This is a genomic window from Ornithinibacillus halotolerans (assembly GCF_014637405.1).
Taxonomy (GTDB): Bacteria; Bacillota; Bacilli; order Bacillales; family Amphibacillaceae; genus Ornithinibacillus; species Ornithinibacillus halotolerans.
Genome location: NZ_BMEY01000006.1, coordinates 1 through 20,526, shown reverse-complemented (window position 1 = coordinate 20,526; position 20,526 = coordinate 1). Strand labels below are relative to the sequence as shown.

14 protein-coding genes, 14 tRNA genes, 2 rRNA genes and 2 pseudogenes are annotated in these 20,526 nt (G+C 36.7%); 8 read left to right on the top strand and 24 right to left on the bottom strand.

What is annotated here, in order from left to right:
- Positions 1-96 precede the first annotated feature (96 nt).
- Together IEV35_RS07040 and IEV35_RS07035 are read left to right on the top strand one after the other, a co-directional pair.
- Positions 97-2,280 carry an alpha/beta hydrolase family protein gene (locus IEV35_RS07040; RefSeq protein ID WP_188383956.1) on the top strand — a complete coding sequence of 728 codons (2,184 nt, stop codon included), beginning with the start codon at positions 97-99 and terminating at the stop codon, positions 2,278-2,280.
- Positions 2,281-2,573: 293 nt separating this feature from the next.
- A complete protein-coding gene (locus IEV35_RS07035) occupies positions 2,574-3,083 on the top strand; it encodes a DoxX family protein (protein WP_188383955.1) in 510 nt (169 codons plus the stop codon).
- A 216-nt stretch (positions 3,084-3,299) separates the two neighbouring features.
- Here IEV35_RS07035 and IEV35_RS07030 read toward each other — a convergent pair whose 3' ends face one another.
- The 4 genes and pseudogenes from IEV35_RS07030 to IEV35_RS07015 form a co-directional block, all read right to left on the bottom strand.
- A complete protein-coding gene (locus IEV35_RS07030) occupies positions 3,300-3,902 on the bottom strand; it encodes an LptM family lipoprotein (protein ID WP_188383954.1) in 603 nt (200 codons plus the stop codon).
- 559 nt (positions 3,903-4,461) lie between these two features.
- Positions 4,462-5,703, bottom strand: a complete 1,242-nt coding sequence (locus tag IEV35_RS07025; RefSeq protein WP_188383953.1) for an LL-diaminopimelate aminotransferase — start codon at positions 5,701-5,703, stop codon at positions 4,462-4,464.
- Between the two features lie 432 nt (positions 5,704-6,135).
- Positions 6,136-6,597: pseudogene (locus IEV35_RS07020) on the bottom strand (DNA alkylation repair protein); the annotation flags it as partial.
- A 261-nt stretch (positions 6,598-6,858) separates the two neighbouring features.
- Complete coding sequence (locus tag IEV35_RS07015; RefSeq protein WP_229740669.1) at positions 6,859-8,472, bottom strand: transposase; 1,614 nt, start codon at positions 8,470-8,472, stop codon at positions 6,859-6,861.
- A 357-nt stretch (positions 8,473-8,829) separates the two neighbouring features.
- Between IEV35_RS07015 and IEV35_RS20305 the strand changes: the two are divergent.
- From IEV35_RS20305 to IEV35_RS06990, 6 genes and pseudogenes are all read left to right on the top strand, one after another.
- Positions 8,830-8,994, top strand: a pseudogene (locus IEV35_RS20305) (TetR/AcrR family transcriptional regulator); the annotation flags it as partial.
- A gap of 120 nt (positions 8,995-9,114) precedes the next feature.
- On the top strand, positions 9,115-9,450 hold the full coding sequence (locus IEV35_RS20095; RefSeq protein WP_229740668.1) for a hypothetical protein: 336 nt from the start codon (positions 9,115-9,117) through the stop codon (positions 9,448-9,450).
- A gap of 84 nt (positions 9,451-9,534) precedes the next feature.
- Positions 9,535-10,416 carry an ABC transporter ATP-binding protein gene (locus tag IEV35_RS07005; RefSeq protein WP_188383952.1) on the top strand — a complete coding sequence of 294 codons (882 nt, stop codon included), beginning with the start codon at positions 9,535-9,537 and terminating at the stop codon, positions 10,414-10,416.
- Between the two features lie 22 nt (positions 10,417-10,438).
- Entirely contained in the window at positions 10,439-12,043 is a 1,605-nt protein-coding gene (locus IEV35_RS07000; RefSeq protein WP_188383951.1) for an ABC transporter permease, read from the top strand.
- Positions 12,044-12,282: 239 nt separating this feature from the next.
- On the top strand, positions 12,283-13,671 hold the full coding sequence (locus tag IEV35_RS06995) for an FAD-binding protein (protein WP_188384138.1): 1,389 nt from the start codon (positions 12,283-12,285) through the stop codon (positions 13,669-13,671).
- Complete coding sequence (locus IEV35_RS06990) at positions 13,668-14,204, top strand: MFS transporter (protein ID WP_188383950.1); 537 nt, start codon at positions 13,668-13,670, stop codon at positions 14,202-14,204. The genes IEV35_RS06995 and IEV35_RS06990 overlap by 4 nt, the downstream gene beginning before the upstream one ends.
- A 64-nt stretch (positions 14,205-14,268) precedes the next feature.
- On the opposite strand, the gene IEV35_RS06985 is transcribed toward IEV35_RS06990, so the two are convergent.
- The 20 genes from IEV35_RS06985 to IEV35_RS06890 form a co-directional block, all read right to left on the bottom strand.
- Complete coding sequence (locus tag IEV35_RS06985) at positions 14,269-15,141, bottom strand: hypothetical protein (protein WP_188383949.1); 873 nt, start codon at positions 15,139-15,141, stop codon at positions 14,269-14,271.
- A 471-nt stretch (positions 15,142-15,612) separates the two neighbouring features.
- Positions 15,613-16,272 (bottom strand): DUF429 domain-containing protein, encoded by a 660-nt coding sequence (locus tag IEV35_RS06980; RefSeq protein ID WP_188383948.1) that lies wholly within the window; start codon positions 16,270-16,272, stop codon positions 15,613-15,615.
- Positions 16,273-16,822: 550 nt separating this feature from the next.
- A tRNA-Leu gene (locus IEV35_RS06975) sits at positions 16,823-16,906 on the bottom strand.
- A 79-nt stretch (positions 16,907-16,985) separates the two neighbouring features.
- Positions 16,986-17,462 (bottom strand): hypothetical protein, encoded by a 477-nt coding sequence (locus IEV35_RS06970; RefSeq protein ID WP_188383947.1) that lies wholly within the window; start codon positions 17,460-17,462, stop codon positions 16,986-16,988.
- A gap of 10 nt (positions 17,463-17,472) precedes the next feature.
- Complete coding sequence (locus IEV35_RS06965) at positions 17,473-18,480, bottom strand: DUF3231 family protein (RefSeq protein WP_188383946.1); 1,008 nt, start codon at positions 18,478-18,480, stop codon at positions 17,473-17,475.
- A gap of 236 nt (positions 18,481-18,716) precedes the next feature.
- Positions 18,717-18,790, bottom strand: a tRNA-Cys gene (locus tag IEV35_RS06960).
- 9 nt (positions 18,791-18,799) lie between these two features.
- Positions 18,800-18,874 (bottom strand) — tRNA-Gly (locus IEV35_RS06955).
- Positions 18,875-18,878: 4 nt separating this feature from the next.
- Positions 18,879-18,953 (bottom strand) — tRNA-Gln (locus tag IEV35_RS06950).
- A gap of 17 nt (positions 18,954-18,970) precedes the next feature.
- Positions 18,971-19,043, bottom strand: a tRNA-His gene (locus IEV35_RS06945).
- An 11-nt stretch (positions 19,044-19,054) separates the two neighbouring features.
- A tRNA-Trp gene (locus tag IEV35_RS06940) sits at positions 19,055-19,128 on the bottom strand.
- 48 nt (positions 19,129-19,176) lie between these two features.
- Positions 19,177-19,260: transfer RNA gene (locus IEV35_RS06935), tRNA-Tyr, on the bottom strand.
- A 22-nt stretch (positions 19,261-19,282) separates the two neighbouring features.
- A tRNA-Phe gene (locus IEV35_RS06930) sits at positions 19,283-19,358 on the bottom strand.
- A 24-nt stretch (positions 19,359-19,382) separates the two neighbouring features.
- Positions 19,383-19,459 (bottom strand) — tRNA-Asp (locus tag IEV35_RS06925).
- Positions 19,460-19,537: 78 nt separating this feature from the next.
- Positions 19,538-19,614 (bottom strand) — tRNA-Met (locus IEV35_RS06920).
- A 184-nt stretch (positions 19,615-19,798) separates the two neighbouring features.
- A tRNA-Val gene (locus IEV35_RS06915) sits at positions 19,799-19,874 on the bottom strand.
- Positions 19,875-19,878: 4 nt separating this feature from the next.
- Positions 19,879-19,953: transfer RNA gene (locus IEV35_RS06910), tRNA-Glu, on the bottom strand.
- Positions 19,954-19,972: 19 nt separating this feature from the next.
- Positions 19,973-20,064, bottom strand: a tRNA-Ser gene (locus tag IEV35_RS06905).
- 4 nt (positions 20,065-20,068) lie between these two features.
- Positions 20,069-20,143, bottom strand: a tRNA-Asn gene (locus IEV35_RS06900).
- 58 nt (positions 20,144-20,201) lie between these two features.
- A 5S ribosomal RNA gene (gene rrf, locus IEV35_RS06895) occupies positions 20,202-20,317 on the bottom strand.
- A 122-nt stretch (positions 20,318-20,439) separates the two neighbouring features.
- Positions 20,440-20,526: ribosomal RNA gene (locus tag IEV35_RS06890) — 23S ribosomal RNA — on the bottom strand; the annotation flags it as partial.

Below are 20,526 nucleotides of genomic sequence, written 5' to 3'. Positions count from 1 at the left end.
GTCTAAATTCTCTTTCACCAAATAAATGGTACTATATAAATAAAGGATAAATTCTTGGACAAAGTTATCATTGTCCTTATTAGGTGGTGTAATTATTTGTTAAGAAATTTTCTTTCCAAATTAGGTCATTGGCTATTACAACGTATTCGTCTTATCCCCGATAAAGATCGAAAAAATACAAAGTGGTTTATGCTTAGTTTCTATATCACTAGTTTATTCGTTGCCATCATCTATGCAATTGGTAACCCAACAGGAGTGAGCCTTTTTGCTCACGTTACAAATATCGGAAAACTTGTTCTATTACATGGTATTACTTATTGTATTTGGACTCTTATCATTAGTGCTATATTATCTTTTCTTTATATCCCATTCCCTCGATTATTATTAAGTAGTTTTAGTTATTTAATGTTTGCAAGTGTTATTGTCTTTATCATAGAGGATAGTGGAGTAGTCTTCGCTTTCACCTTTGGCATTAGTTACAGTTTATTATGTTTGTTATTCACATTACTTCTTCTACTGTTATTCAAAAAAAGATTTATTATGAATCTAGTTATATTTTCCTTACTTATAGTCTCTAGTTATCTAGTCTTTGAACATTTTGGGAATGCCTTGTTTACTAGAGATGTACCTGCTATGGCAGATATGAATTTGGAACAACTTAACGTTGAAAATCCAGGTGAAGAAGGGAATTATTCTTATACCTTTTTAACTTATGGCAGTGGTACCGATAAACATCGGAGCGAATTTGGCCAGAATGTAAATATAATCACTCCAACAGTTGATGCATCTCATTTTATTACAAGATGGAAAGATAAACGGGAAGAGTTCTGGGGGTTTAACCAGAGTCAATTACCGATCAATGGTAGAGTTTGGTTACCCGATGGAGAAGGACCTTTCCCAGTAATTCTTATCGTTCACGGAAATCACACAATGGAAGATTTCTCGACGAGTGGATATGATTATTTAGGTGAACAATTAGCAAGCAGAGGATTTATTACGATATCAGTAGATGAGGATTTTATAAATTATTCTAATGTCTCTGGAATTCCTAATAATAATTATGAATTACGTACTTGGATTTTGTTGAAACATTTAGTGCAGCTAAAAGACCTAAATGAAACAATAGGAAATCCACTTTATGAAAAAGTAGATTTAACAAACGTCGGACTAGTCGGACATTCTAGAGGCGGTCAAGCTGTTGCAATGGCTGCTGACTATAAACGATTCTTTGATGATGAACCTTGGTTCAACCAATTACAAGATATTCAAATAAAAGGGATTGTAGCTCTAGCTCCAACAGACAAAAGTCTAGATGGAAAAAGAGCTTGGCTAAGTAATGTATCCTACTTCGTTATTCAAGGGGCACAAGACGCAGATATCAATACATTTCAAGGAGATCGCCAATATTATCGTACTAGCGTATCAAATGATACGTTTAAAGCCTCCTTGTATATTGCTGGTGCTAACCATAGCCAATTTAATACCGAATGGGGAAGCATGGATACAAGCCTACCTGAAGGTCTTATTTTAAATCAAATGCAAACAATAGAACCTGAAGAACAACGTCAACTAGCTAAAGTCAATATTTCTGCATTCTTTGAACGTACCCTTCATGGACAAATGATTTATGAAGAATTTTTTAGAAATTATCAACATGGAATTAGTTGGCTTCCAGATACTATTATCGTAACTAAATATGAGAATTCAACTTACTTTCCATTAATTGAATTCGATAATAACAAACCTGTAATGGCAAAAGGAATTTCAACTAATGAGGATGGTTTCTCAGAAGTAAACATTTTCACTCCAAAGGATCGACGTAATAATAATAGAACAGTAGATGCTAGCCACTTAAAGTGGAAATCAACTGCGGAATACACTATTAAACTAGAAGAATTTGATAAAAATCGTCTTGAAAACAAAGAAAATCTCATGTTGACTATGGCCAATTTTACAGGGGAAGATAATAGAATTCCCGAAATACAAATCTTGTTAGAAACAACAGATGGTATTAAAGTGGATTTACCATTATCTGCTTTTCTACCCTTTCCACCAGTAATTACTAGTGATTTTACACACTTTGGATGGTTTGATTCTATTTTCAGAGAAGGAAAATATGAAAATTCATGGGAAGCCGTGTTCCAATCCTTTGAAATTCCATTGGATGCTTTTGAGAAGAAAAATGCAAAGTTTGATAGAAATAAATTAAAACGTATCTCATTGCAGTTCGACAGACCTTCAGGAGAAGTATTACTAGAAGGTATCGGACTCTCACGTTAAAAATTTTTCTTCTACAGACCGAAACAAAGTAAGGAAGTTAACACAGAAAATAGATTGGTACTATGTAAAACACCTATAAATGTTAACCATTTGTAGGTGTTTTTGTTAATTAAAGTGGCATTAATCACACATTTTTGGTATTTAACGAAACCGTCAAGACATTGTTACTGTATTGTGAATCGTTATACAATAGGAATTAAGTATTCTAAAAACGTGATATACTTAACACCAGTTTCAATGTTTCTCTTTTATGTGAATCATTGAGCAAATTATACATATAGGAGTGATCAATAATGGTGATGAACTTTATTCGAAATAATAAGATAGTCTCATGGCTACTTACACTATTAAGAATATATATTGGATATAAATGGATTACGGCTGGCTTTTCTAAAATATCTAGTGGTAGTTTTAATGCAGGGGGATTTATCGAAATGGCTTCGGAAAGTTCAGTAGTACCAGAATGGTGGGCTGCTTTCCTAAAAACTGTTGCAGTACCTAATCAAGAACTGTTCTCTTTCATGGTAATGTGGGGAGAATTTTTAGTTGGTTTAGCATTAATTGTGGGGATATTTACAAACTTTGCGGCTTTAATGGGGGTTACGATGAACCTTTCTTTCTTATTTAGTGGTTCAGGAATGCTAGATGCACAAATGGCTGTTTTGACAGTATTTATTGTTATAGCGGGTAGAAATGCTGGTCGAATTGGATTAGACCGTTGGGTTCTTCCATTCTTAAATTACTTTATTAAAACTAAAATTATGCATAAAAAACAAGTGAAAGATAGTGTCGTTCTTGTCTAAGCTAAAAACAACACACATAATTATGGACCATTCTATAATTATGTGTGTGTTGTATTCTTTATGTGGATTCTCTTATAGAATAAATCTCTTTATTATAGAAAACACCTAAAAACATTGATATTCTCAACATTTTCAGGTGTTAGTTGAAGGCTATTCCGTATTTTAAATATAAATAAAGCAGTATCTTTATTAAAAACTTCTCTACACGACAGCTATTTACTCAGCAGCCGCTTCCTTATTAAACTTATCTTCTGATATAGCATTTGAATTTGATGAATCTAAAGTAACCGTGTAAGCTTCACCAAGATCTGTTAACTGTACTTGTTCAGAATCCTTATACATTTCATCCATCTCAGCAAAAGATCCACCGATATGTTTGTCGGAGAATAAATTACTGTTCGTTCTTTCCGTTACGTTAAATTCAAGAACTAATTGATACTCTTTATTAGTGATCGTTTCCGGATCGATTCCTTCCATACCAAAAGCAATTTGACGTGCTTCATCAATTGTAATCTCATACTCAATTAAACGATTTTTACCTTCATCATCTCTCAGAACAGCACGATAAATTGCTGTTTCATCTGGTAAGTTTGTATCAAATGTAATGTTTAGTGCATTATTTTCCTCGTCATAATCCGCTACTTCAAATGTTAATTCTAATTCTTCTCTTTCAACGGATTGCTCTTCACTTGTGTTGTTTTCTCCTGCCTGTTTATCTCCTTCACTACCAGAAGTAGTGTCGTTATCAGAACTAGTACCGCATGCTGTTAAAACGAATGCTAGTACAATTAAGAATGCAAATTTAATAATGTTTCTCATGATGTATAAATCCCCTCTTCGTTAAATTTTTGAAGACCTGCTCTAAATCATCTTTCCGTTATGTAGACTCCCCAATCCTCTACAATGTCTGGAACATTTTAAATACGGAATCTGCTGCTGTTTGAAAAAATGCAGCTTTTTCATTGTAATATAAATAAAGTAAAATTACTAGGATAGGGAATTGGACGTACCTTCCTTTATAGTATTTCAATAAAATTAGAAATAATTAGTGAAACTTTCATAGTAGTTGGAACTCCACTGAAATAGTAAATGGGGCTGGTACAATAGCATTTTCTACATAGTAAAAGCCTAACTATACGATTTGGGTGCACCTACCCCGCTCCGGGAATATACTTCGCTTTCCGCGGGCGGCTGGTGAGCCTCCTCGTGCTAACGCACTGTGGGGTCTCACCGATGCCTTGCTTCCCGCAGGAGTCTACGTATATTCTCGGAGCTAATGTATCGTATTGTTCGAGCTTAAAAAATTGGAAAGTTATTTTTGTCCCCATCCTCTTTACTGTTTTGATTTAGATATTTCTTATTTACAATCATTTCTCTATTAAAATATAAACTTTGACGTACTTAGCCTTGCTTTTATTTCCTCAAAGACTCTTTTTTCTTCTGTTAATCCGTCTGCTTGAAAGGTAACGGAAAATCGGATATAGCTGCCTGCGTCATCCCATGGGACAGTTGAAATTAAGTGCTCCTTAATTAAATATTGACTAAAATCTTCTGCTGTATGAAAAGTTGGACCATTTGCAACGGACCTCGGAATCTTTGTATATAGGAAAAAAGATCCTTTTGGCTTTTCAGCATCAAACCCAATTTCCCTTAGAATAGAAGATAACTGTTCATGACGCCTTGAATATTTCTTTGCTATCTCTTCTGTAATGTCAGGATGTGCTAAAGCATATGATGCAGCTTTTTGAATGGGGATAAATTGACCTGAATCAACATTATCTTTAACTGTAGCTAATGCATGAATAAGTTTTGCATTTCCCGCAGCAAACCCTATGCGCCACCCTGTCATGTTAAATGACTTTGATAAAGAATGTAGTTCAATTCCAACTTCTTTTGCTCCTGGAATAGATAAGAAACTTAGTGTTTTTTCACCATCAAAGACAAGTCCAGCATACGCGGCATCATGAATAACAATCAATTGATGTTTTTTTGCAAAAGTAACGACTTCTTCAAAAAATTCCCGACTTGCCACAGCTCCGGTTGGATTGTTTGGGTAGTTTAAATATAGTAATTTAGCTTTTTCTAACACATGATTAGATAAAGAGTCTAATCTTGGAAGAAAAGAATTTTCCTTCAAAAGTGGTAAATGTACAACCTCTCCACCAAGGTATTCTGTATGTGTACCAAGAATTGGATAGCATGGTGACGGCATGATTGTAATATCACCAGGATTGATAAACGCAGTAGGAATCATGGCAAGGGCTGATTTGGATCCAATAACATGGTTTATCTCTGTCTCAGGATGGAGATGCTCTACTCCAAATACATTTTTCATATAAGTTGATGCAGCTTGTTTAAATTCAGTAATACCGTTATCTGCATAGTAGCGATTTTCTGGTTTTCTTGCTTCTTCCGCTAAAATTCTGATGACTGCTTCATCTGCCTTCGCATCTGGCTCACCTACCCCAAGGTCAATTAATTTCTTCTTAGGATTCCTTTGTATCGCATCTCGTTTTGCTCGTTTTATTTTTTCAAATTTATATACTTCGTCTATTAAGCCAAATTGTGTTCCACCAATTCGATTTGCAAATAGGTTTTGTATATATTCTGTCGTTACCATATTAATGCCCCACTCCTCAAGTTACTAGCGAATTCTAATTCTTAAATATATGTTAATAGTTTGGGAGTTTTATTTCTTTAGACTTTCCTGCATATTATTTGCACTTTTTTACCAGCAACTAAAGGATTATGGAAAACATTTCTGTCCATTCAATAATAAAAACGGGGCTAAGACAAAAGAGTTTAGACTAACGATAAATCCGAACAATAAAATAGTATGTGCTCCTAACCCGCTCCGGGAATATACTTCGCTTTCCGCGGGCGGCGGCTGTTGAGCCTCCTCGTGCTAACGCACTGCGGGGTCTCACCTATGCCTACTTTCCCGCAGGAGTCTACGTATATTCCCGGAGCTGATAATGCTTTTTGCTCGTTTTATAAGTCTCATTTAGTTTTGTCCCAACCACGCTATTATAAAGTGTAAAACATTATTTTATTAACAAATACAAGTCTTCCGCTTCACTCCGACTCGGTCTTTATCTTCTACTTTTTTAATATAAGTCGTTGCAAGTGGTACTTTACAAGCAGTATTTCCTACATCTACATGAACTTTACCGATAGACTCTGCTACCAGTTTCGCTTCTTCGGTTAATTCAGGCACATAGGAACCTACGGAAATAACAAAAGAATTCATTACATATCGTACTCGATTACGCTCTTCATGTACATGGTCCTTCACTCTGTTCAACAAGGACCTAATTTCATCGATATCGAGTTCTTCATTAGGGGTAATCGATAAATAATTGGCATACGCACTCCATCCTGTTACTGCAATCATTTCTTCGTCGGAATCAATCCATTCTTTTGCCAACTCAAGAGCATAGTCACTTTCAGCAGTAACTTGTGCAACCGTATATTCTGCGACCAGATACCAGTATGCTTTCTTAACCCAATCTTCTGATTACTCCCAGCCCTAAAGGAGTGGGGTTCCCATGTACTTCATAGAAGCCTTTGGAAGCTCTCCACAGGTTTACCAAAACTAATAGAACAGGCTCAGCCTCATCTTTATAGTCTAAGCAAAGGTCCATGTACAACATCTTCCATTTATCTTCTGTTCCATGAGACTTTATGTTCTATACAACCTTTGTTGTATTAGCGAACATCTTTAACGAAGGCGGGTATCTCCACCTACGAAGGTAGATTTCTTCAACCTTTCTGGCTATATTCCCATACTAGTCGGGTATTTAGTTAGTTGGTTTTTTAATAAATTTTTATGCTCATGATGTAGTATGACAAATTTTTCAAACGTTCGTTTACACCGTTCTCGATTTGTTTGTTGTAGATTGGAATCACAATTCATGAGAAGAAATGCACTATATAAATCTCGTTGGATTCGATGCTTATTTATATAAATCCAACGTTGATGGAGTTTTCGCTTTTGGTAGGTGTCTGTTAGATGATTATATTGACTTGCTTTAAACGTATATGTATTGATTTCATGAAGTTCTTTGCCGATATAAATTAATTTTCGTTTCAAAATTCCTAGGAATAGCGCCGGTGCATAGGAGCCAATACTTTTGCCGAATCTGCCTTTTCGTTGAAACTTGCCAAATTTGTTTACTTTCGTTTCCTTGGCTCGTCTAGCTAATCCTTTAAACGACATTTTTTCTACATAGACTTCATCTCCTAAAGATAAAATGTGATTAGCCAATCTAGAATGCTGTTCTTTTACGTACATGGAGCGTTTTCTGTAGAGTTCTTTCAGTTTAAATAGAGTTTTCATGTAAGTATTACTGCGTTTCCAAGCGAGCTTTATCCCCTTCTTAATGGTCCCGTCTCTATTGAAATTTTGAGGATTCATGCTTCTTCTACTACGGTCTAATTTCCGCGATAAACGGCGTTTTTCTTGGTCAAATTGCCGTACTCTTGGTGCCAGGGGCTTTAAGAAGACTTCGTCGTCTGATGAAACAGCAATAGTAGATGTGCCAATATCAATCCCCACTCGACCATTTGGAGTTGGTTGATGACGGAATTGACCGGTCTTTTTGACACGTTTCGGTGGAGGAGTTCCATCCATAACCAGTTGTAGATAAAAGACATGTTTTCCACGAATGACCTTTCTAACAATCCGGCAAAACTTAATTCGATGAGAAGAAAGTACTTCTTCTGCAAATAAATCATTTTTTCGGATGATAACGGGAATTACAAGTCCATTCCAATAAAGCTTGTTTTCCTCTCTTTTATAACGAATACCTGTTTTGTTAGACTTTCCTTCCACCGAAGTGAGCGTTCCGAATTTCTTAAAATGGGCACGATACCCTCTAAAAAGCACACCTTCCAAAGATCGATAAATAGCATCCGCAATTTTTTGCGCAGTGAAGCTATCGATATGTGTCTTATAATTTCGTTGATGTTTGGCAATGATTCTATGAAGTCCATATTTTGTGAGATGATAGGATTTGCGGATTTCTTGTAGTCTCTTTCGTAGCGCAGATAATTCATTTTTGTAGAGTTGTGCCAGCTCCTTATTTTTTGTTTTCGATAAGAGAGCCTTTGTTTGGCGATAATCGTGGATGGTCTTGCGATATTGTTTGGATTCTTTCATTAATTGTATTTGTTTTAAGGCGTAGGCAAGCGTGGAGTTATACATTTTCCGAGCAATTTCTAACCGTTTGTCGAGAATATGACATTGCCATAACTCCGTTGATAATTTAAGTTCTACTATAAACGTGGGATTATTGTTTATTCGCATAATCCACCGCTCCTTCATAGAATTATGTTTATTTTCATTATACCAGAGGAACGTATGTTCGTCAATATAAAAATATTCCATTCATCCCACCCTTTAAAGGAATGGGCTTTCTAGAACTAGCTTCTGTAAATTCTTCCTGCCATTTCGTTTCCTTGCTCAAAAACTCATAACCTTTGGATTCATTTGATTCGTTGTCATGAAATGTTAACTCCTTACTCGAATTATTATATTCTACAGCCTATTCTTCAAAGTGATGAAACAATTTCTAATTTGTTAATTTATATTCCCGGTATACTTAAATATCTTCATAAGCTCACAAATAATCATACGTTAATCAATCCAAGAAATAAAACCATTCCCCATTGACCAAACTGGTCATTCCTGTTAACATAAAATTGACCACTATGGTCATATACGCAAAGAAAGGAGTTTTCAGCAATTAACACAAATTTCCTGAAACTTAAAGAAGAAAAAAGAGCGCTTATTATTAATGCAGCATTAAAAGAATTTGTCCAAAATGGATTTGTAAATGCATCTACAAATGAAATCGTAAAAAACGCCAATATATCAAAAGGTTCTCTCTTTAACTATTTTAAAAGTAAAAAAGATCTTTATACTTACTTAATTGATTACGGAATTGAAGTCGTTGAGACATTATTCGAAACGATAGATTTAGAGGAAACCGATATTTTTAAACGAATAGAGAATATCGGGTTACAAAAAATGTTTATTCATAAAAAATATCCTCTTGTATTTGATTTTCTAACTTCAAGTATGAAAGAGGAATCACTCGACATAAAAGAAATGATTAAGAATAAAGTGACGTCCGTACAACAACGTGGGCTTGAAATAATCTATCATAACATCGATTTTTCTAAATTCCGAGATGATATTGATACCGAGAAAGCAATTGAGATTTTAACTTGGACTATGTTTGGATTTGGAAATAAGGCTATGGAGCAAATCGATACCTTTGAAAATAGTGAAGAATTTGGGGAGCGATACCTTCAAGAATGGGATCAATATACAAAAATATTGAAATACAGCTTTTACAAATAGCACGCGGATAGTATAGCTGTCTCCTGCTAATGGTCATCCCCATTGATAGGAGATAGCAAAATCATATAAAGGGAGTGTCAATTCATGACAGAAATCGTCAAGATCCAAGGGGTACAGAAACGTTTTGGGAAGGTTCCAGCCTTACGTAATGTTAACTTCACGGTAAATGCAGGAGAAGTAGTTGGTTTTATTGGTCCTAATGGTGCTGGTAAATCAACAACAATTCGAATTCTGCTAGGAATTATTCAACGCGATGCAGGTCATGCAGAAATATTCGGTAAGGATGTTTGGAAAGACAGCCTAGAAATTCATAGACGTATTTCATATGTTCCTGGTGATGTGACACTATGGGGAAATTTAACTGGTGGAGAGATAATTGATTTATTCCTCCAATTACATGGTGGCGGAGATAAAAAGAGACGAGATTATTTAATCAACCGGTTTGAGCTAGACCCAAAGAAAAAAGCAAAAGGATATTCCAAAGGAAATCGCCAAAAAGTAGCTCTGATTGCAGCATTATCGGTAGATTCCGATTTATACATTTTCGATGAACCAACTTCAGGTCTTGATCCGTTAATGGAAGCCATTTTTCAAGAAGAAGTAGAAAAACTAAAAAAAGCCGGGAAATCAATTCTACTTTCCTCTCATATTTTAAGTGAAGTAGAACGATTAGCAGACAAGGTCGTTATTATTCGTCAAGGCGAGATTGTAGAAACTGGTACCCTTGATGAATTGCGTCATTTAACACGCTCTACTGTGACGGTCGTAACAAAAGGTGATGTTTCAGAGATCGGTGAAATGAATGGAGTATATGATTTCCAACAAAAAGATAATCAAGCGACATTTTCTGTTGATCATAAACACTTCGATAGTATTTTATTAAAAGCAAGCCAATTAGGAGTCAAACGATTCGAAGCTGTGCCTCCTACTCTAGAAGACATGTTCATGCGCCATTATGAAGGATAACCATTAGAAAGGAGGAGATAAAATGAAGGAAAAATTTGCACGGTGGCATACCTTGTTCTTCCTATATGTAAAACGTGATTGGAAAAAAATCATCATATGGATCTTAGGTGTTGGTTTATTTTCTGCAGGCTTTGTTCCAGCTTTTGTAGAAATTGGAAAAGGCCAAGGAATAGCAGCAATGTACGAAACATTAAAAAACCCTGCAATGATTGCTATGGTCGGCCCAACACCAGCTGAATCGGCACAAGATTATACATTAGGAGCCATGTACGCCCATGAAATGTTACTATTTTGTGGTTTAATCGCAATGATTATATCCGCTCTGCACGTGGTCAGTCATACACGAAAAGAAGAAGATCTTGGTGTAACCGAATTATTACGCTCCTTTCAAATTGGACGGCAAGCAAATTCTCTAGCAGTCATGGCAGAAGTTTTTCTCATTAATGTGATACTCGCTGGATTTATTACTGGTGTCATGGTTAGCTTCGGGGCTGATACGATCACAGCTGAAGGATCCTTGTTATTTGGTGCTTCTATTGGATTTGCAGGTGTACTTGGTGCAGCAATCGCTCTTGTCATGTCCCAATTAATTCCTGTATCTTCTGGTGCCACGGGTTCAGCACTAGGAATAATCGGATTACTATACATCATCCGTGCCGGAACAGATATTTCCAATGTTAGCCTATCCATGCTCAATCCATTTGGGTGGACTTATTTAACCTATCCTTTTACTGAGAATAATTGGCATCTGCTTGGCTTTATCTTATTGTTTAGTATCCTCCTTGTAGTTATTGCTTTTGCTCTAGAAGGAGCACGTGACATGGGGGCTGGCTATCTTCCAGTCAGAGAAGGTCGAGCACATGCAAAAAAATCTCTGCTTTCTGTTCGTGGTTTATTTATTAAAATTAATAAAGGAGTCATAATCGGTTGGTCCATTGCTTTTGTGTTAATGGGTGCAAGTTATGGTTCTATTTACGGGGATATGCAGGCATTCCTCAGCAGTAATGAAATGATGAAGCAAATGTTTACACATGCTGGTACAACGATAGAAGAGTCCTTCACTGCAACCATAACGATGGTTATGATGGGGTTGGTTGCGATACTACCAATTGCTGTCGTTAACAAACTTTATGCAGAGGAACACCGTTTACATCTTAGCCAACTGTTTGCTACTAAAGTATCTCGTAGCCAGTTTTATTGGACGACAATTATTCTAGCTATTGTAACTGGTGTTGTAGGAACTGTATTAGCTTCTGGTAGTTTAGGAGCAACAGCAATCTCGACGATAGGAGATAGCGACACTATGGGGTTCTCTGAGTTCCTTACTGCAGGTTTTAACTTCTTACCATCTGTATTATTCTTTATCGGTTTAGCAGCTATGGCGCTCGGTTGGGCACCAAAACTAGGAAAATTAGTTTATATTTATCTTGTATACTCTTTTCTATTAAACTACTTTAGCAATATTTTAGATTTACCTGAATGGTTATTTAAAACTGCTGTACAAAGCTGGATCCCACAAATGCCGATGGAGGAATTTGATGCACTTATTTTCTTCACGCTAACGATTATAAGTATTGCGCTTTTATTCATTGGCCATATCGGTTATAGACGAAGAGATTTAACATAGAGTTGTATATGTCCACTTGGGACCTTGATCATAATAAGAATAAGGAGCTAGTAAACTTGATTATCACGGTTTACTAGCTCTTTTTTTCCTCGTAATACATTAGTTAAAATCAGAAAATTAAAAGTTTATTGTACTCTAGAGATTTTAAAGCTATACTGAACTAAACTAACATAAATTATCACAAATTTGGGGAGATCTCTTTGAGGAAAAGTATAATACTGATTAGTACTTTTTACGTTATGGGACTGTTATTTTCTCTTTGGCTTTATAATCAAAAGCCAATTATTATGGAAGATGTCGGTCAGTTGCTACCCACTAAGATAAAAGAGGTGCATGGTGCTACTAGTGAGGCAGAGTTGCAAAAGTGGGTGAAGAAATCCATTACTAACGGTGAGAAAATTTCTGTCGCCGGGATGCAGCATAGTCAAGGAGGACATACATACTATCCTAACGGTGTTGTAATAGATATGAAGAATTATAATAAAATCCTGGATTATAACCCTAATGAGAAAACAATTACCGTTCAAAGTGGAGCAACATGGGATGATGTCCAAAAGAAAATAAATCCCGACAAATTAGCAATTCGTGTGATGCAGTCTCAGAGTATTTTTACGATTGGTGGATCCATTAGTGTTAATGCACATGGGAGAGATATCCGCTATGGCTCGCTCATTGATACTGTTGAATCGTTTCGACTCCTTAATCCAGAAGGGGATATTATTAATGTCAGTCGAACAGAAAATAGTGAGCTATTTCCTCTAGTAATCGGAGGGTATGGTTTATTCGGCATTATTCTTGATGTCACGTTGTATTTGACGAACGACGAACTGTATCAAATTCGTTCAAAGAACATCGATTACCTGGATTACCCTGATTATTTTCAAACCGAAGTTATGCAAAATGAAGATATTCGGTTACATATTGCTAGATTATCAGTAGCTCCAGATACTTTACTTAGAGAGATGTATGTTACTGATTATGAACTAGTAGAGAACCAAGAAACGTTAACCAATTACTCAAAACTTAAAAAAGATACACTTGCTGCACCTCAAAAATTCATGCTTGGACTTTCACGCTACAGTGACTGGGGAAAGAACCTCCTATGGGAATTGCAAAACAAGTTATATGTAGGTCAAGATGGAAACTACATTACCCGCAACAACGCGATGCGTGGCGACAGTAAATTTATGGAGTATGATAACCCAACGAAAACAGAAATTTTACAAGAATATTTTGTCCCAGTAGATGAGCTCATTCCCTATCTTGACGATCTACGGACAGTGCTTGAGACAGAAGAGTTAAATTTATTAAATATTACGGTACGTTATGTCAATAAGGATGAAGAAGCAGTATTATCCTACGCAAAAGAGGATATGTTTGCCCTTGTCTTGTTAATTAACCAAGGCAGAAGTAAAAAAGACATTCAAAACACGGAAAAGGTTATCCAGAAAATGATTGATGTTACCTTAAAACACGATGGCTCTTATTATTTGCCTTATTATTCTTATCCGACACAATCACAAATGGATGAAGCCTATCCGCGTAAAAAAGAGTTTTTCGAGCAAAAGAAACAATATGACCCGAATGAAGTATTTATGAATCTATTTTACAAGGAGTACAGCCAATGAATTTCCGTAAGTTTCTAATCGCCCAAAGCATTCTCATAGCAGCAGGAAGTGTCGTGTTTCCATTTTATCTTTTATTGATTAAAAATGTTGGGGATAGTTACTCTCAATTTGGTTGGGCTTATGGATTATTTACCTTAACTGCGGCTTTTTCCTATCCGATCATCGGTCGACTAGGTGATCGATTTGGCGATAAGAAAATGCTTCTTATTTATACACTTGGCATGGCTGCAGTAATGTTACTTATCCCGCTTCTTTATGAGGTATGGCAAGTTTATGTGATACAGATAGTAATGGGGATTCTTGGTGCGGTCCAAAAAAATACCGAAAAAGCCTTCTTAGCTCGTAATAAAGATACAGATAATGCAGCTACAAGAATGGGAAATTATCACCTATACATTTCGCTTTGGAGTGGAATAGCAATTATCCTAACTGGATATTTAATTGATTTCTTAACCATTGCAAGCTTATTTTATTTCATTTCCTTTGTTTATATCATAGCTTCTTTCGTCATTGTTAAGAGGGAAAAAATTTGAAGAAGAAACAAAAGGATGGTTCTGACGCTTCATCATGAAGCGCCTAGAACCATCCTTTAATTTCTTAAAAAATATGCGTCAGCGAATTACCAGGACTCTCATAAAACCCTATATTAGGATCACCTAACATCGTAGTAAAAAACACTTTACTAATTAGCGATGGGGTCAAGTGCTCATCCCTTCTAAATTTCTTCAACTTCCAATTCTTTGCAATTGCCATTTCGGCGTATGATTCACAAAAATTTATCACTTCATTAGCTGCCATTAAATTTACTAATTTCCCTTCCAGAAAAAGCCTTGAAACATGATTAATTCCTTGGTCGATAACATAACATATTTCCGCCATAGAAAAATAATCTAGCAGCTGTTCAAACACTGTTGCTGTTTTCTTATTTGGGTAAATAGAAGGAAAATCAATCTTCTTTAATTGATATTGAATATACTCGAATAACTCATGCGTGGCAATTTTCTTCCACATGTCATAACAAAAATCTTCTACTCCTACCAAATTCTCTGTATGTGGATACATCAACCTTCTAATCATTTCCTCATATGCCCCATCACTAGGCTTGATATTTAACCAATAATACACCTTAAAAATTTCATATTGCTTAGGAAAATCATCTCCATCTGAAAAAGCCATTAACGAAGAACTTGAATGGGGAACGATGATTTTTCTTGTAGTTAGTGACTTTACCATCTCAACTGTAAAATCCGTGGTAGGCGTTAATTTCTGATCAATTGATTCCAGTGGTTTTATTATAGATAAACCCCCAGACAATGCCCCACGGAGAATTACGGATAAATATAACTTTGCCTCCAAATCTAACTCTCTCTCAGCAACTCTTTCATAATTGTCAGGGTGATAGAATTGTTCTAATTTCACCCTTTTCTCGTTTACTTCACTTTTCTTTTCTACATTAATCTTTGAATTCAACTGTACAATCTTCTCCTTTCAAATAATATAATTCGTTTTAATAAGTAAAATAACTGCTCAATATTCTTTTTTAAGTGATCTGTTTATTCATTCTCCCCCTCCCTTCGTTACTATAATCGAAGAAAGTGGGAGAAAAGGGGCGTTATTTTAAATATAAATTTTGCAAAAAATAAAGTGTCTGTCATTATTGGTGACAGACACCTTTTTTTCTTATTAAAAGGGGAGGATTTGATGTTTTGGAGGTAGTATTAAATTACTTGTTTGTGGTAGGGTTCACCCGAATTAATACTAAGCTATATCCATCACAATATAGCTCGATTATTGAAACCAATGAGGCCATTTCAATTACAATATAAATACTTAACAGTAAATTCTTCAAGCCAAAGTAAGCACCCTTACAAATTTTCAATATGCCCATACTAAAATTTAACAGCCAAAACAAACCTCTCCGTGTATGTTGTTTTGTTCTCATCAACAACAATAATCATAAGGATGTAAAGGAGATTTTGCAGGGTAAATCCATTTTGGAACAAAATCATTATCCTTCCAATGCCAGGCACCTATGGCTGCTGCACAGGAATCAAAAGAATGACTAAAATCCGCTACTGTATCCGGAACTCCAATCAGCTTTTGCTCCACTAGCCAACTTAGAAGAATCTTTCTCACGTTAAAGTCTTGTTTGTATGTTAAAACATAATCCATTTCTTTTGATGATAATCTTGAACCTATCACAGCACCGGGATGCACTTCTACAATTGAAACTGGGTGCTCGTATACTTGAGATTCAATTTCCCTACTGAGCCTGATCCCTCTCAAAGTTAAATAGACCATTCTATTTAAAGTAGGAGGCATGATGGAGCCGGGCTTCATCCCGATTTCAACAATATACCTTCTCAAGGCACGGTCCGATTCTCTGTCCCCTCCACCATCTTCATAAGACAAAGGAGCGTCTATACCAATTACAACTTCATCTAATTGAGCTTGTGCAAAAATCTCTTTTAAAATCTCTTCATCACTCATATTACTTCTAATTTTCACAAATCCCAATTGACTATTTTGTACTTCGAACACTGTAAGAACAGTATCCTTGTGGTTACTCGGTCCTGACAAATCAATCCCTATGACTCTCATCAAATTTTCACCTCAATTCTAAGCAAAATAAAAAGAAAGGGAATTCCATCTCCTTTTCTATCTTTTTCTTTAATATTATAATTTCTTATTCGAATATAATATATCATACCTGTGGTCCCTACCGAACCGACACATCCTTAAGTATTAAAGGAAAATAAAAAACTACACAGAATGAACTATGAGTGAAGTCTTGATTTTACAACGTTTATAGGTTTTGAAACCGGTGGTCGGGGCCATGGGGTCAGTCCCCTGTCTATTACTTTACCGCATTGGGGGACTAACCAGTTTCCCAAAAAAGTAACGCTTCAACATGTGATCATTAGAATTAGGATGGTTTCTAGAAAATCTTTAATTAGCATTTTGATTTCATTTTTAACATTTCCTACATGTCCCATTACCGTGTCTTGTCCATTTAATCAAAAGTGAGCACTTGTTGGTTTTAAGTAGCATAGGGGCGGAGCTCTTGTTTCATTTATATATATAAAAAAGACAGGAAGTTATTCCTGTCTCAATCACGATAATATATTTAATTATATGTGCTTAGAGTTGATACCGGTGGTCGGGGTCGAACCGACACTCCCCAGGGGGAACGGGATTTTGAGTCCCGCGCGTCTGCCAATTCCGCCACACCGGCATATAAATAATGTCTACGGCTTGACTGACAAGTAATAATATATCACGGAAAAGGCGATTAAGTCAATGGTAAAGTTTTTCTAACGAACATCCTTAGTTCTTGTTACATACAATGTAATTTTTTGAATAATTTTCCCAATAAAGAATCCTAAAAATAAAAATATGATCGGTAAAAATATCGTTCCAAAATACACTCCATTAATATTAAATGTAGGAGAATAAACAACACCTACCGTCCCAACAAATGCAGAGAATACAAAAGGTAAGAAAGAATAAGGCTCCTCTCCACCTCCTGCATCTCGATATGCGTCCCATATTGCAAATAAATATATACATGGATAAAACATTAACCATTGAAAATTAACATGTGTGATGGACTCTTGTATATTCCCATGGAAACTTGGTAGTATAGCATAATTTAGTCCTGATCTAACATTTACAATAATTTCTAAAAGTATAAGTACAGTCCCCTTAACTAGTTTACCATTTAAATATTGGCCGAATCCCGGTAATGCAATACTCCAAAATAATACTTCTGCTTTTTTGTTCTTTGCCATTACCTCTTCACTACCTATCTGCTAAGTCTTTTCTATTAGGGGCTGTAGGTGGCTGTTCTAACCAACCATTGTCAATCATAATATTAGTCCCGTCTTCAGCATACTTCATAATCTCTGCAATTAAACGAGTATAATGAGTAGAAATATCCCTTCTCATACTTCTAGCAAGGGCAATTCCATAGTATCCAACACTTACTGCTATAAGCGCTGTCGTATGGAACATCATAAGTTTATCCGAAAAAACAAAATCAGTAGCGTCTGTGACCTCAGAATTCCAAGACATAGGTGTTGGTAAATCTTCTTCTGTTAAGATAGATCCAAAGACTTCAACATGCTTCTTAGCAATATCTTTTCCTCTTAATAGATATTTTTTTACCTCTTTAGACTGAGCTACTTGAGCAAAACCTAATAATGTTGATGCTCCTAATAAATTTCTTTGAACATTAGCATATAAACTCGTTATTTCCATTGCAGTTAATGGCCTTCTTTCCCCAAACCAGCCTGTTAGAAAACTTTGTTTCTTAACAAACTCTGGCTTAGCTTGAGCTTGAATATATGGCCCTCTTACATATGTTCCTTTTTCTAACATTAGATTCTTTGCTCTCTTATGTAATTGGTTCGTTTCAGCAAAACTAGTTGAAAAATAATGGTGGACATCTTCTCTCGCTGCAAAACCAATTGCAGTGCCATACGTGTTCATACCTATACTTGCCATATCCCTCATATAATTTAAAATATAATCATCTGAGTATAATTTTGGTCCTTGTATATGTACATCCTCTTTTTCATCGAATCCAATAGGCGTCGGAAAGTCTTCTTTTTCTAAAATAACTTTTAATTTCTCCAAATGTAACTCTGACAGTTCTGCACCTGATTGAACAATTTCTTTTATGCTTTGATCTTCTACACAGTTTTGAAAGTATTTTAAAATACAAACAGATAGACTATCTGACATGTATGCATTCCATACTTGTGATAACTCAACTGCTGTTAAACGTGGATTATGTTCTATTTCCATAACAACTTCCCTCCAGAGTCAATACTACTCTTTAGTATTCCCCAGTTGTAAAATATATACAGTTCTTGTAACAATACTGAAAGGGTTCTGAAATATATTACAATCCTCCACTCTTTTATTTCGTACAGCAATTTATAGCAATAAAAAAACTCTTTTGTTTTAATCGCCATTTAATAGCAACTAAAACAAAAGAGCTTCTTATGAGAATTAGCAATTTACCATTAGGATGATAAGATTGGAGGCGGTAACCGGATTTGAACCGGTGATAAAGGTTTTGCAGACCTCTGCCTTACCACTTGGCTATACCGCCGTATAGAAATGGAGCGGAAGACGGGATTCGAACCCGCGACCCCCACCTTGGCAAGGTGGTGTTCTACCACTGAACTACTTCCGCGATATGGCTGGGCTACTAGGATTCGAACCTAGGAATGACGGGACCAAAACCCGTTGCCTTACCGCTTGGCTATAGCCCAATAATATTATTGTAAGGGGCGATCGGTGGGAATCGAACCCACGAGTGCCGGAGCCACAATCCGGTGCGTTAACCCCTTCGCCACGACCGCCATAATAAAAATGGCAGGGGTAGTAGGAATCGAACCCACATCAAAGGTTTTGGAGACCTTCGTTTTACCATTAAACTATACCCCTACAGTTAAAAATATGACTATTAAATTATAAAATTATTAAAAAGTGAAATGGTGGAGGGGGGCAGATTCGAACTGCCGAACCCGAAGGAGCGGATTTACAGTCCGCCGCGTTTAGCCACTTCGCTACCCCTCCAAAAATGGAAAAAAGACATAAATGGTGGCTCGGGACGGAATCGAACCGCCGACACACGGATTTTCAGTCCGTTGCTCTACCGACTGAGCTACCGAGCCATTATGCTTATATAAATTATATAGTGGCGGTCCGGACGGGACTCGAACCCGCGACCTCCTGCGTGACAGGCAGGCATTCTAACCAACTGAACTACCGGACCAAAATTTGGTTGCACTTACAGTGCTACTGATATTCAACTAACCTAGAAGATTATTCGACGTAGTAAGTTGAATGTTTTTGGTTGCGGGGGCAGGATTTGAACCTACGACCTTCGGGTTATGAGCCCGACGAGCTACCAGACTGCTCCACCCCGCGATAATGAAAAGTATTAAGTTAAATCATGTACGGCATTTAGTACAATGACCTTGTTAGTGACCCCTGCATCTACTAGCTTATTCGAAGATGTATATGCTTCGGGGTTACTCGTAGCGGATTCGGTGGATGTGATGCTCGTTGCTCCACCCCGCGATAATAATAAGTATTAAATTTAATCCATTAATGGTGGAGGATGACGGGCTCGAACCGCCGACCCCCTGCTTGTAAGGCAGGTGCTCTCCCAGCTGAGCTAATCCTCCATAATGGTGACCCGTACGGGATTCGAACCCGTGTTACCGCCGTGAAAGGGCGGTGTCTTAACCGCTTGACCAACGGGCCAGGTAATTTAAATGGTTTCTGGCGGAGAGCGAGGGATTTGAACCCTCGAGACCACTTTCGCAGCCTACACGATTTCCAATCGTGCTCCTTCGACCACTCGGACAGCTCTCCAGAATGGCTCCACAGGTAGGATTCGAACCTACGACCGATCGGTTAACAGCCGATTGCTCTACCACTGAGCTACTGTGGAATAATATTCATTGTCCTTACTGAGTTTTTGAAGGAACAACCTAAGTGTTATTAGGTTCGCCTGGCAACGTCCTACTCTTGCAAGGGCAATGCCCTAACTACCATCGGCGCTGAGAAGCTTAACTTCTGTGTTCGGTATGGGAACAGGTGTGACCTTCTCGCCATCGTCACCAGACAAGATATTACTTTTTTCGTGACAAACTTTATTATAATCGTTTTTCAGAAAAAATCAAGTATAAACTAGTTAATTTATACCTTGAAAACTAAATAAGAGTAAACAAACGACAATCAAATAAGTTAGTTAAGTCCTCGATCTATTAGTATCCGTCAGCTCCACGTGTCACCACGCTTCCACCTCGGACCTATCAACCTCATAGTCTCTAA

What these genes read in the sequence shown, in the direction of transcription:
- IEV35_RS06970 (WP_188383947.1), bottom strand. Translation starts at nt 17,462, where the DNA reads ATGGCAAAGAACAAAAAAGCAGAAGTATTATTTTGGAGTATTGCATTA.
- IEV35_RS07015 (WP_229740669.1), bottom strand. Translation starts at nt 8,472, where the DNA reads ATGGAATATTTTTATATTGACGAACATACGTTCCTCTGGTATAATGAA.
- IEV35_RS20095 (WP_229740668.1), top strand. Translation starts at nt 9,115, where the DNA reads ATGTTTATTCATAAAAAATATCCTCTTGTATTTGATTTTCTAACTTCA.
- IEV35_RS06965 (WP_188383946.1), bottom strand. Translation starts at nt 18,480, where the DNA reads ATGGAAATAGAACATAATCCACGTTTAACAGCAGTTGAGTTATCACAA.
- IEV35_RS06995 (WP_188384138.1), top strand. Translation starts at nt 12,283, where the DNA reads ATGGGACTGTTATTTTCTCTTTGGCTTTATAATCAAAAGCCAATTATT.
- IEV35_RS07000 (WP_188383951.1), top strand. Translation starts at nt 10,439, where the DNA reads ATGAAGGAAAAATTTGCACGGTGGCATACCTTGTTCTTCCTATATGTA.
- IEV35_RS07005 (WP_188383952.1), top strand. Translation starts at nt 9,535, where the DNA reads ATGACAGAAATCGTCAAGATCCAAGGGGTACAGAAACGTTTTGGGAAG.
- IEV35_RS07035 (WP_188383955.1), top strand. Translation starts at nt 2,574, where the DNA reads ATGGTGATGAACTTTATTCGAAATAATAAGATAGTCTCATGGCTACTT.
- IEV35_RS06990 (WP_188383950.1), top strand. Translation starts at nt 13,668, where the DNA reads ATGAATTTCCGTAAGTTTCTAATCGCCCAAAGCATTCTCATAGCAGCA.
- IEV35_RS07025 (WP_188383953.1), bottom strand. Translation starts at nt 5,703, where the DNA reads ATGGTAACGACAGAATATATACAAAACCTATTTGCAAATCGAATTGGT.
- IEV35_RS07030 (WP_188383954.1), bottom strand. Translation starts at nt 3,902, where the DNA reads ATGAGAAACATTATTAAATTTGCATTCTTAATTGTACTAGCATTCGTT.
- IEV35_RS06980 (WP_188383948.1), bottom strand. Translation starts at nt 16,272, where the DNA reads ATGAGAGTCATAGGGATTGATTTGTCAGGACCGAGTAACCACAAGGAT.